Source organism: Streptomyces sp. NPDC101151 (assembly GCF_044768335.1).
In the GTDB taxonomy this organism is placed as follows: Bacteria; Actinomycetota; Actinomycetes; order Streptomycetales; family Streptomycetaceae; genus Streptomyces.
Map to the genome: position 1 here is coordinate 20,518 of NZ_JBIWPP010000035.1, position 13,809 is coordinate 34,326.

At 66.1% G+C, this 13,809-nt stretch carries 9 protein-coding genes, 1 tRNA gene and 2 pseudogenes; 7 read left to right on the plus strand and 5 right to left on the minus strand.

Features of this window, described 5'->3' with window-relative positions; translation table 11 throughout:
- Nucleotides 1-193 precede the first annotated feature (193 nt).
- Nucleotides 194-508 carry a hypothetical protein gene (locus ACIRU3_RS38320; protein ID WP_404066806.1) on the plus strand — a complete coding sequence of 105 codons (315 nt, stop codon included), beginning with the start codon at nucleotides 194-196 and terminating at the stop codon, nucleotides 506-508.
- Nucleotides 509-694: 186 nt separating this feature from the next.
- On the opposite strand, the gene ACIRU3_RS38325 is transcribed toward ACIRU3_RS38320, so the two are convergent.
- A tRNA-Met gene (locus tag ACIRU3_RS38325) sits at nucleotides 695-771 on the minus strand.
- A 287-nt stretch (nucleotides 772-1,058) separates the two neighbouring features.
- Here ACIRU3_RS38325 and ACIRU3_RS38330 point away from each other — a divergent pair.
- The 3 genes from ACIRU3_RS38330 (at nucleotide 1,059) to ACIRU3_RS38340 (ending at nucleotide 3,374) form a co-directional block, all read left to right on the plus strand.
- Nucleotides 1,059-1,427, plus strand: a complete 369-nt coding sequence (locus ACIRU3_RS38330) for a nuclear transport factor 2 family protein (RefSeq protein WP_404066810.1) — start codon at nucleotides 1,059-1,061, stop codon at nucleotides 1,425-1,427.
- Nucleotides 1,428-1,746: 319 nt separating this feature from the next.
- Complete coding sequence (locus ACIRU3_RS38335) at nucleotides 1,747-2,484, plus strand: hypothetical protein (RefSeq protein ID WP_404066811.1); 738 nt, start codon at nucleotides 1,747-1,749, stop codon at nucleotides 2,482-2,484.
- A gap of 434 nt (nucleotides 2,485-2,918) precedes the next feature.
- Entirely contained in the window at nucleotides 2,919-3,374 is a 456-nt protein-coding gene (locus tag ACIRU3_RS38340) for a potassium channel family protein (RefSeq protein WP_404066814.1), read from the plus strand.
- Nucleotides 3,375-3,737: 363 nt separating this feature from the next.
- On the opposite strand, the gene ACIRU3_RS38345 is transcribed toward ACIRU3_RS38340, so the two are convergent.
- On the minus strand, nucleotides 3,738-4,568 hold the full coding sequence (locus tag ACIRU3_RS38345) for an IclR family transcriptional regulator (RefSeq protein WP_404066817.1): 831 nt from the start codon (nucleotides 4,566-4,568) through the stop codon (nucleotides 3,738-3,740).
- A gap of 275 nt (nucleotides 4,569-4,843) precedes the next feature.
- Between ACIRU3_RS38345 and ACIRU3_RS38350 the strand changes: the two are divergent.
- Nucleotides 4,844-5,185: pseudogene (locus tag ACIRU3_RS38350) on the plus strand (transposase); the annotation flags it as partial.
- A 13-nt stretch (nucleotides 5,186-5,198) separates the two neighbouring features.
- Here the strand turns inward: ACIRU3_RS38350 and ACIRU3_RS38355 are convergent.
- Nucleotides 5,199-6,272 (minus strand): IS110 family transposase, encoded by a 1,074-nt coding sequence (locus ACIRU3_RS38355; protein WP_404066916.1) that lies wholly within the window; start codon nucleotides 6,270-6,272, stop codon nucleotides 5,199-5,201.
- Between the two features lie 295 nt (nucleotides 6,273-6,567).
- On the opposite strand from ACIRU3_RS38355, the pseudogene ACIRU3_RS38360 reads away from it, so the two are divergent.
- Both ACIRU3_RS38360 and ACIRU3_RS38365 read left to right on the plus strand, forming a co-directional pair.
- Nucleotides 6,568-7,026 (plus strand): annotated as a pseudogene (locus tag ACIRU3_RS38360) (transposase); the annotation flags it as partial.
- A 641-nt stretch (nucleotides 7,027-7,667) separates the two neighbouring features.
- Entirely contained in the window at nucleotides 7,668-8,519 is an 852-nt protein-coding gene (locus tag ACIRU3_RS38365; protein WP_404066918.1) for an FAD-dependent oxidoreductase, read from the plus strand.
- A 242-nt stretch (nucleotides 8,520-8,761) separates the two neighbouring features.
- On the opposite strand, the gene ACIRU3_RS38370 is transcribed toward ACIRU3_RS38365, so the two are convergent.
- A complete protein-coding gene (locus ACIRU3_RS38370; RefSeq protein ID WP_404066819.1) occupies nucleotides 8,762-10,444 on the minus strand; it encodes a PucR family transcriptional regulator in 1,683 nt (560 codons plus the stop codon).
- 515 nt (nucleotides 10,445-10,959) lie between these two features.
- Nucleotides 10,960-13,761, minus strand: coding sequence for an ATP-binding protein (locus ACIRU3_RS38375; protein ID WP_404066822.1), 2,802 nt, complete (start codon nucleotides 13,759-13,761; stop codon nucleotides 10,960-10,962).
- Nucleotides 13,762-13,809 lie beyond the last annotated feature (48 nt).

Consider the following 13,809-nt stretch of genomic DNA (forward strand, 5'->3'; position numbering starts at 1 on the left):
CACCCGCACCAGGTTCCCCTCCGCCGAGAGCCTTGTTCCGCACCGAGGGGTACCTGGCCGCGCGACACCACCGGACGCCCGCAGGAACGGCTGCGGCATTGCGCGGGCGAGCGGCCGGGCGGCACCGCATCCTTTCGGACAGTACTGGCTGGTAGGGGCGGTGCGGGGGGTGGTCCGGGGCATGATCGCAGTCATGTCCCGTGAGAGTGATGGTGCCTGCCTGGTGTGGGAGGTGCAGCTGTACGAGCCGTTCAGCCGTGTGTGGATCAGCAAGGGCTACGGACGCGCGACCACCGACGCGGACCCGGCCGAGTTCGCCCGTGCCGTCCTGGCCGGCTATCTCGCCCGCGGTCCGGCCCGCTGTGGCGAAACGTTCCGGTCCCTCGTCCGCACAGGCAGCGGCGAGAGCTGGACCGTCACCGCGGACGAACTTCCCGCCCAGCCCTGGACGGTGGATCCAGCACTCTGCCAGATGCTGCCCGCCTGCCTCCGCGACGCTCTCGCCTGACCCCGCTGCGGCCGGCCCGGCGACGACAGAGCCTCACCATGCCTGTGGCTGATCAGGCGAGGACCGAACCCGTACGCCCTGGCCCGGCCAGGCCCCATGGGCGACGGTGAGTTCACTCCACAGGACCGATGCCCCACATGCTTCCGGCCCCCTCGACGTCGATTGGTGTCGAGGGGGCCGGTGCGTTGGTAGCGGGGACAGGATTTGAACCTGCGACCTCTGGGTTATGAGCCCAGCGAGCTACCGAGCTGCTCCACCCCGCGTCGGTACGCCCAGCCTACGTCATGCGCCGGGCAGGGCGTACCCGGACACGGGCCGGGCAGAACGCGCGCGCGAGATGCCTGCAGGGGACTCGCAGGTCGCCCCGGCATGGAGTCCGGGGCCGGTGAGCTGCCTCAGCGGGCCCGCGCCCTATTACCTGGGCGGTAATCGCGCGGCCGGACGGGGCGCGGCAAGGTGAAGCCATCGGGTTCCGGGCCGGCGCACTCCGGCTCGGAACCCGGGCCAACAGGCCTGAAACCAGGCCACCTCACTGAACGGAGTCCCCGCCATGTCGACCTACGCTGCCGCCGTTGCCCGCTACTTCGAGGCGTGGAACGCCACCGACGCCGACGCACTTGCCAAGGCGGTTGCCACGGCGTGGTCCGAGGAGGGCACCTACACCGACCCGCTCGCCGACGTGCGCGGCCACGAGCAGATCGCCGCGGTCGTCCAGGCGGCGCACGAGCAGTTCCCCGGCTTTGAGTTCCAGCTGACCGGTGACGTGGACGGCAACCGTCACATCGCCCGCTTCAGCTGGGAGCTGGTGTCCACCGCAGACGGCTCGGCGCCGGTCGCCGGCTCGGACACCATCACCCTGGACGGGGACGGCCGGATCACCTCGGTCCTCGGCTTCCTCGACCGGATCCCTGAGGCATGAGACATCGGGATGCATAGTGCCAAGGCCCGGGGCCCGTCACCGTGCTCCAGGCACAGTGCTCCAGGCACCGGCCGCACCCGGCGCCGGCCGGAGCCGGTCCGCAAGGGCGGAGCCGCATCTGCCGAGATCTCGTTTGCAGCAGCCTTGCGGCATTGAGAGTACGCGGAGGGGATCTCCTTCTCTCTACCGAGTGAGATTTCGATCCAGACCCCTGGTAAAAGGCCGCTCCGCGGAAACAAGATCGTCGTGAGGCGCGGCAGCGTGTCGCCACACGAGTGCACGACCGCGCGATACCTGGAACTGCCGAGAGGTGACCGCCATGTCCTTCCTGGGGAAAACCCTTCGTACTTTCCCCGTCGTCACCCTCGGAGTTGCACTTCTGGGGATGAGCGCCGGTCCCGTGCAAGCGGTTCCAGTCGGGCACCAGAAAACACAGAAAACTGCCCGGACCTCCGACAAATGGCGCGAGACGGCCGTCCAGTACGCGGACGCCCACTGGAACTGGACCACATGGGACGACAGCACCCCCCGGGCGAAGGACGGCCAGGTACAGCCGTATTTCGAGTGCGCCGAGTTCGTCGCTCGCGCCCTTGCCGCGGGCGGCCTTGTCCCCGGACTGAAGCCGGATGATCCCCAGGACTCCTATTACCACTACAAGGCACCGAACGGCAAGGAATACGATCTCCTGCTGATCTCGGACGTCATCGGCTACCGAAGCCTCTACGACTTCATCATGGACTACGATCTCGGCAAGGATGTCGGCGACAGTCCCGCCAAGGCTCAGCCCGGCGACGTGGTGGTCATCTTCAACTCGGACTACTCGGACAAGCTGCACACGGGTCTCGTGGCACAAGAGGTGAAGGGCGACGCGGATTCGACCGTCGACGCCCACAACAAGGCGCACTACCGACGCACTTACCAGAAATTCGACGCGGACGGGCACGCCCACGTCATCCATCTCGATCCGGGTGCGATCACCTCACTGAAGGCCTCCGTTCAGCCACCCTCCGACCCGGACTTCATCCGATCCCACGCAAGTCACGCTCGCCCCTTCTAGAGCGCGCATTGAGGCGTGATCAAATTGCGGGATCCGCATTCGCGAGAGGGCCCAGCCTGACCCGCCAAAAATCGCGCCTCGTCCCCGGCAAGCCAGTTACCGGGAACGGGGCGTTCGCATCGTACGCACCGCGGCTATCCCCAAGGCGAGGCGATGATCTGCCGGTTGGCCCGGCCGACCTGCCATCTGCCGGGCGCAGTCGACGGATCCGTGAGTGCGCGTGCAGGTTGTAGGCGATGGCCAGGGGCTTTCTGCGTCCTGCGTGATCGCGTCACCTCGGTCGCAGCCTCCACCGGATCGGCATGCCACGGCGGCACCCACATCCCTTCCCCCTGTTCACGCGTAGCCGGTTCTCGGCGGCGACCCAAACGGCTCGCCTGGCATGCGGGGGCACCCGTCCGCGCGGACACTGGCCGCGGGCGGAAGGAGTGATCATGCTTCCCGGATTCCTCGCCAGGGCGGTCGCCGTGCTGCTCGGCAGGGAAGGACGGTCGCTGCACCTGAAGGCGGCCGGCGGCACGACGCTCGTTCTCGTGCTGGTGATGCTCGGCGGTTCCTGGGCGGTCGTGGCCGCCGAGGAGGGAGCGCGTGGTGCGAACCTGACGTCGTACCCGAGGGCGCTGTGGTGGTCGATCGAGACGGCGACCACGGTCGGCTACGGGGACCTCTATCCGGTCACGCCGTGGGGCCGGGTCGTTGCTTCGCTTGTCATGGTCGTCGGGATCACGACGTACGGCATGGTCACGGCTGCGCTGGCGACCTGGTTCGTCGGCCGGGAGGAGCGGCGACGCGGCCGCGTGCACCATCTGCGTGACGAGACCGTTCAGGCACTGCATGAACGCTTCGACCGGCTCGAGCGTCTGCTGACGGGCGACCGGCACGGTGACTGAGAGCCTGCCGCCTGGCGGATGTCCCCGTCCCGTGGAAGACACGCACTCGACGTTCTCCCCCCCTCCCGCCCGGACCGCGCCTCTGGGCGGGTGACTGGCCGGGCAGGGGAGGGGCGAACAGGCCGGTGTGCGCAGCGGCGTTGGCGGCCAGGGTACGACTTTGGTGCCGCAGCGAGGACGACAGCCGTAGAGAGCAGCCTCGTCAAGGCGTTGATGCCGTCAGCGATCAAGGCCTGGTGGTCTGCGAGAGGCACCTGCAGGTACCAGTTTCGAGTACGGACTCGTGTAATCGGCGCAGCCGCTGACCAGCATACGCGTGAGGAATTCGAGGAGCGGCTGGGTGGCGAAGTCCTGCCCTGGAACTCATGCTCCTGCATGGAGCATTGCGTCAGCCTTTTCGGCGCCGACGTCGATGGATGAACTGGAGTATCCGAGAGTGCGCGACAGCTGCGTTGCACATCGGAGAGCGAGTCGTCCTGCGGCATCCAGCTGGTTCTGAAGACGGTTGCGGGGGGCGCCGATGTTAACGGCGGCAATCAAATGACCTCGAAAGTCGCGTACCGGTGCGGCGACGCCGACCAAACCTTCCTCCAGCTCGCCATCAACTTTTGCATACCCGGTCATTCGAATCACTCTTAGTTCGTTGACCAGGGCATCAACCGTGCGCAGCTGCTGCGTCGGAGGGGCCTGCTGCAACATTTCGTCAGTGAAAGATGCACGCACCACGTCATCGTCCCAATCGGAGATGAGGACACGTCCGGCTGATGTCTGCGTTACGGGCAATGTAAGGCCTTCCCACCCGAGGCTGCGAAAGGCATGCGGCGAGGGCTCGGTAAGGAGGGTCATCACGTTGTTCCCTCGCAGGACGCACAGGTAAGCGGTTTCGCGGACTTGGGACACAAGTCGACGCAGGAAGGGGCTTGCCGTGTGCACCAGTCGACTCTCGCCGGTTGCCGCTGCAAGAGCGTACAGGCGCCAGCCGCACCGATAGGCCAATGTCTCGGGATCTCGATCGACCAGACCTTCCTCGCGCATGCCCGCGAGGGCACGCGACACTTGGCTCTTTTCGCGCCCTGTCAGTTCGGATATGCGCGTCATGCTCAGTCCCGGACCTCGGGTGGCCTCAGGGCTGCGAAGAACCTCAAGGATCTCCAGATCTCGGCGGAGACCGACGGCTGTTCGTCCTGCACTCACTGAAGTTCACCCCTTGGTTGCGCCACAGGCAACTGTCGTTGCTGCAACCATATGCCACGATCTGCCCTATTTCCAGGGCGTTGTCACGATCACTAAATACGCCTTTCTCCCTCGATGTGACGGTGTCCCGGCCCTGGTGCAGTCGGTCGAAGGCCGTGAATGTGCGGGTGTCTGCTCGGGGCGTGCATCCACTGTCGGTGACGGCTCATGGGCAGGCCATCGCGCGAGTCTCCCTTCTCCCTGGTGAACGCGTAGTTCGACCGCAGGAGCGCACGATGGCCTTGTCCCCGTCCGACCTGACGCGGCTGCTGGAGTCACTGCGTACGGCCGACGGAGTTGAGACGATCAGGTGCTGTGCGAGCGGATCCTGCAGGAGCCCATCGAGGCCGAGGCCACCGAGGCCATCGGTGCTGCCCCTGGGCGAGCACTCGGACCAGCGCACGACCTGGCGCAACGGCCACCGGGAGAGGCTGCTGACCACCCAGGCCGGCGATCTGGACCTGAAGATCCCGAAGCTGCGGACCGGATCATTCTTCCCGTCCCTTCTGGAGCGGCGCCGGCGGATCGACCGCGCGCTGTTCGCCGTGGTGATGGAGGCGTACGTGCACGGGGTCTCTCTCCCCGAGGCTGCTATATCGCGTCAAGCGGTTCCGAGGAGATCCTCGTGGTTTGGTCTGAGCGTTCAAGGATCTTGAACAGTTGACGGCATACGGCTCGCTTCAGGCACCGTTGGGCGTCACGGGAGGTCTTGCCCTCGCTGATCCTGCGGGCGACGTAGGTCTTCGTGGCGGGGTCCAGCCGCATGCGGATGAGCGTGATGGTGTGCAGGGCCCGGTTCAGCTGCCGGTCGCCGCTGCGGTTGATCCGGTGGCGGTTGGTGAGCCCTGAGGACGCCGGGATTGGCGAGGCACCGGCGAAGGACGCGAATGCCGCCTCGGAGCGGAAGCGGCCGGGGTGTGACCAGCTGACGAGGACCTGGGCGGCTGTGATGGGCCCGACTCCTTGCAGGTTCAGCAGTTCGGGAACCATCTGACGCACAAGCGTGAGGATCTCGTTCTCGAGGTCCTTGGCCTCAGCCTGGAGTGTCTGGACCCGCTGGGCGGTGGATCTCAGAGCGCGAACGGTCATGCGGTGCTCGATGTCCTGCGTCGGGCGGTCCCTGAGCTGAGCACAGCGGGCGATCTGGGCAGGACGCTTGAGTTTCCGCAGCTCGGCACGCAGTTCGTCGGGGGCGGAAACGATCAGGCCCTTGAACTGATTGATGGCTGCAGTCGAGGCAAGGACGGCGCCGTGCCGGGTGACGAGGAGGACACGCAGGGCCTCGCGCTCGCCTCGCAGCCTGGGCTGGATCAGGTGCTCGCTGGCCAGAGCTTCCTTAGCTGCCCGGATGGCGTCGATCATGTCGGTCTTGCGGCCGCCACGGACAGCCGTCCGTTTGGGACGCAGTACTTCGACGACCTGTTCGCCGGCCTGATCGAGGAAGGCAGCCAGGCCGGCTCCGTAACTGCCGACTCCTTCAAGAGCCCAGCATCGGCGGCCGGGAACCTGCTGGCGGGCGAAGTCCAGCAGGCGCCGGTAGCCCCGCGCGTTCGCGGGAGCGTCTGTGGTGGCGAGGACGGCACCGATGGGGCTGACGGCCGCTGCGGCGAGGGTGTCCCGGTGGGTGTCGACGCCGATGACGCCGTCGACCTGTTCTGCGAGCATGGTCACGCGGTTGTTCTCCTTCAGAGCTGGGCGACCGTGGTCGGCGCCGGCCTGGGTGGAGTCACCGCGTGGCAGAACTGTGATGAGTCACGTCGAAATGGCGGACAAGCTGCTGATCAAGCCAACGGGGTGGGCCAGGCCGACGCCGACGCCCGGTAGACATCTCGGGGGCACGGCAGGCTCTGACGAGCCGCCAATTACCTTGCGGGTCATACCGGAACGTCGACGCCAGCCTGACAGCAACCCATCCCGGGCCGCAGGTCGACTATCACAATTACCTTCTTGGTGGCTCCGCAATGGGGTCGCCCTCCACTCGATCGATGACCTGGTCAAAGCACTGGGTGCTGACTCAGGGATCTCCAAGTCCGAGGTGTCGCGGATCTGCGGTGAACTCGACGCCGAACTCGACGCGTTCAAGGAACGGCCGCTGGACCACACCGTCTTCCCCTACGTCTTCCTGGACGCCACCTACTGCAAGGCCAGGGTGAACCACCGGATCGTGTCCCAGGCCGTGGTCATCGCCACCGGCCACCGCGAGATCCTCGGGCTGATGGTCGGCAACAGCGAGTCGAAGCCGTTCTGGACGAAGTTCCTGCGCTCCTTACGGGCCCGTGGCCTGGAGAATGTCCAGCTGGTGATCTCCGACAGCCACAGTGGACCGGTGGCCGCGATCCGCACCGTCTTCCTCGGCGCGGCCTGGCAACGCTGCCGGGTTCACTTCGTCCGAGACGACTTCAGCGTGATCGACAAGCGCTCCGGGGAGATCGGGCTTGGAGATCTTCCATAGCCCTCCAGCACAATCCAGCTTCACGTTCCCGTCTCATGGAACGTACGAACGAGCACCTCACCAGAGCATGGCCTGAACACATCATCGTGCCTGTAGTCAAGACGAATCCTCCCTGGTTTGCCACGGTTGGCATGCGCTGTTCCTAGGGAGATGCCCTGACCGTCAGACCCGGACTGGGGATATGTCCTGGTGACTCACCTGGTCCGGGGGGACAGGCTTGCGGAAGAAGGGATCTCGGGTGCAGTCCAGTGGCCCGTGAATGTCCCTAGTGACCAGCCCAGTCTCCGAGACGCGCTCACGGTAGTCGTCTGGCCTAGGAGCCCGCCGACGCTGACCGGAGGAAGGCCTGAACAAGACGGGTGAGTGATGGGCAGTGTGCATAGGCCGCTCGGTCGCAGGATGCGACCCAGTCTCTATGCCCGCCTGGTGTGGATGGTGATCCGCAATTCTGCCCGGTGCGCCGCTAGTAGCCGTGTGCCACAGCTAGGGAAGGCGGTTCAGGGCCTGCCGAGAGCCTTCACATCCGCCCCACTCGAGCCCATCGCAGACCGAGGAGACTGCTCATGAAACAGGACCATGAGCTCCATACCTCAACTGTTCCCCTGCACATGCAGAGGGTGCCAGCGCCATCAGTGGGTGGACGGCGAAAAAACATTCTCGTCGTGGGAGGGGGACCAGCAGGCGTGGCAGCGGCGGTAGCGGCGGCGCGCGCAGGGTTCCGTGTCGTACTTGCCGAAGCTTCGAACTGCCTCGGTGGGCAATTGGCAGTCGCGGGTTTCACGATGCTGCGGCGGGGGCGCCTAAAAGGATGGTTGGCGGAAGCATGCCAGGAGCTACGGGCCGGCGCAGTAGAGGTGCGGCTGAACACACCAGTTCGTGTCAATGGCATCGGTGCATATGACCACGTCGTTATAGCGACCGGTGCCGCTTTGAGGCCTTGGCCCCTGATGCCATCCGGCCGCATGGTCGTTCTGGACGCATGGACAGCCATCATGCGGCCTTCCCCTCTCCCAGCCGGTGTCGTGGTCCTGGACCTGGAAGGGGAGTGGTCTGCTGTCGATGCTGCCATGACGCTCGCAACACACGGGCATGCGGTCACCATGGTGACCGCGGCAGCCGCGGTGGCACACCGCCTGAGCGGCAGTGAGCAGGAGCTCTACCATGAGCGCCTCTTGGAAAAGGGCGTACGAATCCTGACCGGCAGTGCAGTGAAGTTCATCCCTAGATGCGAAGGGCCGATATTGCACAATACGGTCACCGGAAATGAGTTCCCTCTTCCTTCATATATTGGCGCCTTCGTGGTTGCGTCACCGCGAGCGTCTCGTGTCCGGCTTTGGGCTGAGGCTCACGCGTCGCACTGTGTTACACGGATCGGCGATGCGGTGTTTCCCCGAACGCTGGACGAGGCAATCGCAGAAGGGGAGCATGCGGCCGAGTTGATCTCGAACATGTCAGCCTGATGTGCCGCAAGACCCTCGTGGCGCCCGCACAGTGGTGCCCAAAGCTGTTCCGGCCCGGTCGACCGCAGGGCACCGCTCGCGGTGCCACTGCGCGGTGGAGACCGCAACGACGTCACCCACCTCCTGCGCCTGCTCGACAGTGTCCTGGCTGCGGTTGTCCCCCAGTTCCACGGTCTTGGGTCTCGTCGCAGCCCTCTGCTGCTGCAAGCGGCTCGTCCGCCTCACCATGTAGGACATGGTCTTTACAAGACGTTGTTCTGCCTCACCACCTGGAGAGCCTGCGTGGCCACCTGCAGGGAAAGGCAAGACCGTGGATCTTCGAGGTCTACGGAGAGGATGCGCTCGATGCGCTCCAACCGATCGTAAAGCGACGGGCGTGACATCTGAGCGGCCTCGGCTGCGGCCGTCTTGTTCCGTCCAGCGTCGAGATAGCAAGCCAGTACCGATGTGAGACGGGTACCGTGCCGGGCATCGTGCTCGAGCAGCGGGCCAATTTCACTCTCGACATAACTCTGCAAACGGCTGTCGTCGTGCAGAAGGCGCAGCAGACCCGTAAGTCGCATGTCCTGAGTTCTCACATAGGGGCGGGTGCTTATCGGGTGGTCACTTTTCATCGCCACGCCCAACGCTTGATGGGCGGATGTCAAACTGCGTCGTGCATCGCAGATGGAATTCACTGACGGACCTACTGCGATGATCAGCTCTGATCCGTTGCGTCTGCCGGCGTCGAGCGAGCCGAAATAATCTTTGGCCAGGCCGTGAAGAATGCGGGAGAGGGACTCGATTATCTTGGTCGCGTCATCTTGACGTTTGATCGTCATGAGCACGGCAACGACTCCGCTGTCCAACGCTGCCGTGAGAGCGCGGATGCGTTGGCGGTGCTGTGCTGTGACGACGATGTCTTCCAAGCGCCGTACATCTGCGGGCGAGAGTTTATGACTGCCGCGCCGGCGGATGACGACACCAAGGATCTGGGAGTTCTCGAGTGGAATGCCCATTGCGCGCGAACGCAAGGCTACTTCTTTAGACGTCAGAGAATGTGTCAGAATTCCATTGAGCAATACTGCGTGTGCCTGTCGCTCTCCGTGTTCCTCACTAGCTCCGATGAGCTGGTTCAATGCGAGGGCTTCTGCTCCCCTCTTCAAGGTGAGTGACGTAAGCTCTGACCGATACCTTAAGGTCGCAGAGTTCGCGATTTGGTCTTTCTGTGCTGGAGGTAGGAGAAGGAGGCGCCCCCAGTCCTTACCCCGCGCTCCTACCGTGGCGATCAGCCAGCCGCAGTGCTCGGCGTCACCGGTCTTCGTGATAGATGGGATCTGGCGGGACTGTTCCTCCCAGCCCAGGAGAAGCCGATTCGGGTCCTCATTTGCAGAATCGTAGGCAAGCATTTGGTGGGACAGGTTTTCGAGGACTACCGGGCGTCCGGAGAGCAGGGCTATCTGACGCACGACTTCCCATGGGCTGGCACCCTCCAGCGCGAGCTCTGTAAAGGTTTGATGCACATCTTCTGCCGCCGTCAGAACCTCCAGTCGCTCGTCGGCGATGACGAGGTTGACGGTCTCCGTAATCTGATTCAGGGGAGCGGGTACTTGCAGCGTTATCAGGGGAACTTTGTGTCGCTCAGCTGCGCTGACAAGTTCTGATGGCAGAGATACTGCATATCGGGGCCCGAGTTGAATTACCAGACCGGACACATTGGAATTCGCCAGGGCCGCAAAGAGTGCGTCGATCTCGTGGGCGTCGTCCGGGAGGGCGAGACCACAAGTCATGATCAATTGCTTATTCTGCGGCATGTAGCCGTGCCACACCAACTCATTGACATGAACCCACCGGACAGGCGCAGAGAGGAGATTCTCACCGACTACTACCTTGGGCGCACTGCGCACGATGACTTCCAGGCCCAGCACATCCGCCACGGTCAGCATTTTTCGCTCCAACTACGCCCCGCTCCCACCTCGGCCGGTTCACAGCTACGACCCCCTGGGTGCTCTGTTCCGGACAGAGTCTAGGAACCGGCACAAGATGCCCCAACTGCAGTTGCTGAGATTGCAACGCCGTTTTTGGATGCGGCGGCAGCAACCCTTATGGGCCGCGGAGTAGGGCTCCGTTACCGTGCGTCCAACATCAGGCTGCGAAGCAAAGCGAGCAACTGGGGTTGGCATGGTTGGTACATATCGCGTGCAGCGGATAGGTGGGTTCTACGTAGTGGTGTGCATACGGACCGGCAGGATCGTCTTCGTCACGAGTAGTCTGCAACTCGCAGGCAAGCAGGCTCGGTTGTTCAGCGCGCTCCATCTCGCCCCCCGGGCTGGCCATGTGCCCCGTCCCCGTCCCCGCCCTCGCGCCGAGTAGAGCCGACAGCCTTTGATCTGGTCGGTCACCTCTCCACCAGTGTCGAAAACACAACTGTCGTCGACACAACACCTGCGGGGTCTGGGAGCTACACCGACGCCGCTCGCATCAGCTCGCGCAGTTGTCGGCGGCTGGTGATGTGGGCGCGGGTGAAGATGTGGCCGAGGTGGTACTCCACGGTTTTCGTGCTGATGAACAGCTCGGCGGCGATCTCCTTGTTGGTCATGCCGCGTTCCACCAGGTGGGCGATGTCCAGCTCGCGGACGGTCATCTCGGAGGCCGCATCGTGCAGGGCCGGATGCAGAGCGCGCTCCTGGGCGGCCGCCAGAGCGGCCTCGCAGCGTTCCAGGTAGGGGCGCGCCCTCAGCTGCTGGAATCCGTGCTGTGCCGCGCGCAGTGCGGCGACGGCTTCGGCGTGTTCACCCGTGCTGAGCAGGCACTGGCCGAGGGCCTGCTGCAGCTGTGCCCGGTACAGGGGCATGTCGTCCGGGCCGGGCGGCACGGCGACGGCGCTCCGGTACCGGTCGAGAGCGGTGCGCGGGTCGCCCTGCCGTTCGGCGAGCAGGCCGGTCAGCCAGCCCGCGGGTACCAGCAGCGGCGGGGTGTCGGTAGCCAGACCGGCGAGCTCGGCAAGGGCCCGGCCAGCCTCCGCGAGCTCTCCGGTGGCGATGAGGGCGTGCGCGTGCAGCGGAAGCCACCACAGGCGGGAGAGCAGGGGCATGCCCTGGCCGAGCATCGACGGCAGGGGACGCAGGGCCTTGCGCATGCCCGTGTGGTCGCCGCGAGCCTGCGCGAGCAGCGCTTTCGCGGTGGCGACATGGGGCAGGATCCCCGGGCCGAAGGAGGGAGCCCACTGTTGTGCGGCACGGATGTGGGCCTCGGCCTGCTCCCAATCGCCCTGCGCGGCCAGCGGCCACGCCGCGATCGCGTGGGCGGGCGGCTTGGCCCAGGGCTTGTCCTCGGCGTCGGTCACGGCCAGCGCGTGGTTCGCGCTGATCGTCGCCTCGGACCATGCCCCGTGAAGGTACTGGGCGGCGGCCAGGTTGGCGTAGGTGTACTCGGCCATGACCGGGGCGCCGTGCCGACTGCCCAGACCAAGTGCCGCAGTCAGGTCGTCGACGGCCTGCGTCAAACGCCCCGCCCAACCGTTCAGGGCGCCGCGGATGCTCAAGGGGAACGCGTCGCCCGCGGTCACGGTGGCGGCGTCCGGCATGGGTACGGCCTCGGCGAACAGCGCCAGGCCCCTCGAGGCGCCGTGTGCGAAGCCCAGTCCCAGGCCCAGGAAGCCGCGTGCGCGAAGCCGCAGGCTGTCCGGGATCGAGGTGAGTTCCAGGACCTGCTGCAAGGTGGCGGCGACCTGGGTGCCGCGGCCCTGGTAGGTGTACAGCAGTCCCAGCCAGGTGCCGGCCATGGCAGCGGCCCACCGCAGTTCCGGCTCGTGCTCAGCCTCTTCGAGGGCGCGTGTCAGCTGCGCTTGTGCCGGGCCGGTCACGCTGCGGCTGCTCTCGTAGGCACCCAGGACCAGGCTCTTGAGCGGAGAGGGACCGCAGGCTTCGACGCGGGTGAGTAGCGGCGCGGCCCGCGTGAAGTCGTCCGCCCACAGCAGGCGCGCCGTGGCGGTGCACAGGTGGCGCTCCTGTTCCGGGCGGCTGTCGGCCATGTCGGCCGCCCACAGGCCGAGTGTGGCCGCGCGTTCCAGGTTCGTGCCGGCGGCTTGGGTTTCGGCCTCGCGGGCCAGTTCCTCGGCCAGCCCCGGGTCGGGGCTGGCCGAGGCGGCGATGCGATGGGCCCAGGTGGCGTCTCGCTCGACGACCTGGGCGGCCGCCGCGTGCAGCTGCTGCAGCCGGGCGGGCGCGGTGGCGTGGATGACCGCCTTTTGCTGCAGGGCGTGAGCGATCGTCACGGGAGTGGTGGGTTCGGCGGACCGCCATCGCAGCAGGCCGGCCTCCAGCGCGGGGGCGAGGGCGGCGGCGGGGTCCTGCACGGCGGCGATCCGGCCCACGGTCCACAAGGGGGCTGGGGTGTTGAGGACGGCTGCGGCCTCGACGAGGTGCCGGGCGGGTTCGGGCAGGCTCTCCAGCTGGCGGCGGATGCCGGCCACCAAGGTCGTGGGCACCGTCATCGCGTCGCCGAGCGGGCCCGGGTGGGGAGTCTGGGCCAGGATCATGTTCAAGTAGAGCGGGTTGCCCTCGGTCTGCTCGGCGAGCCGGGTGAGGGTCTTGTCCTCGATGCGACGGCCGGCGTGCTCCTGCGCGAGCTCGCTGATGGCGTCCAGGTCCAGGCCCCCGAGTGTGATGTGGGCGGAGCGCTCCGCGGCTCGGATCGTCCGTTCGATCGGGCCCTGGGCTTCATCGACGCGAGCCTGGCCTTCGGTTCCCGGCTGGGAGCGCCGGGTCAGCAGGATCAGCAGGGCGTCTGCCTCCAGGCGGTGCAGGGCGAAGCGCAGGGCCTGCATAGAGAGGGCGTCCGCCCATTGGACGTCGTCGACGGCCACCGCAACCGGCCCGGCCCCTTGCAGCGCGTCGATCAGCCGTACCAGGTCGCCGCCGATCTGGAAGGCGGTCGCGCCTGGAGGGATCGAGGCTTCGGCCAGCCCCAGCCCCAGCTCCTGCAGGCGGGCCCGGTCCACCCGGGCCAGGAACTGCCCGACCACCCCGAAGGGCACGTCGGCCTCGTCCGGGTCGCACCCCGCTCGCAGCACGGTCACGCCCGTCAGCTCCGGAGCGGCAAGCCAACGGCGCAGCATCGTCGTCTTCCCGATGCCGGGCTCCCCTTCGACCAGCACCACCCAAGGACGGCCGTCGCGGACATCCGACATCCATCCGCGAAGCCGGCCCAGTTCTTCCTCACGCCCGACAAAGGCCTGACCCTCCTGCCACGTCATCCGCATCACCGCGCCGGTCGTCGTCCCGCTGTTCCTCCATGATCGCCCGAAGCC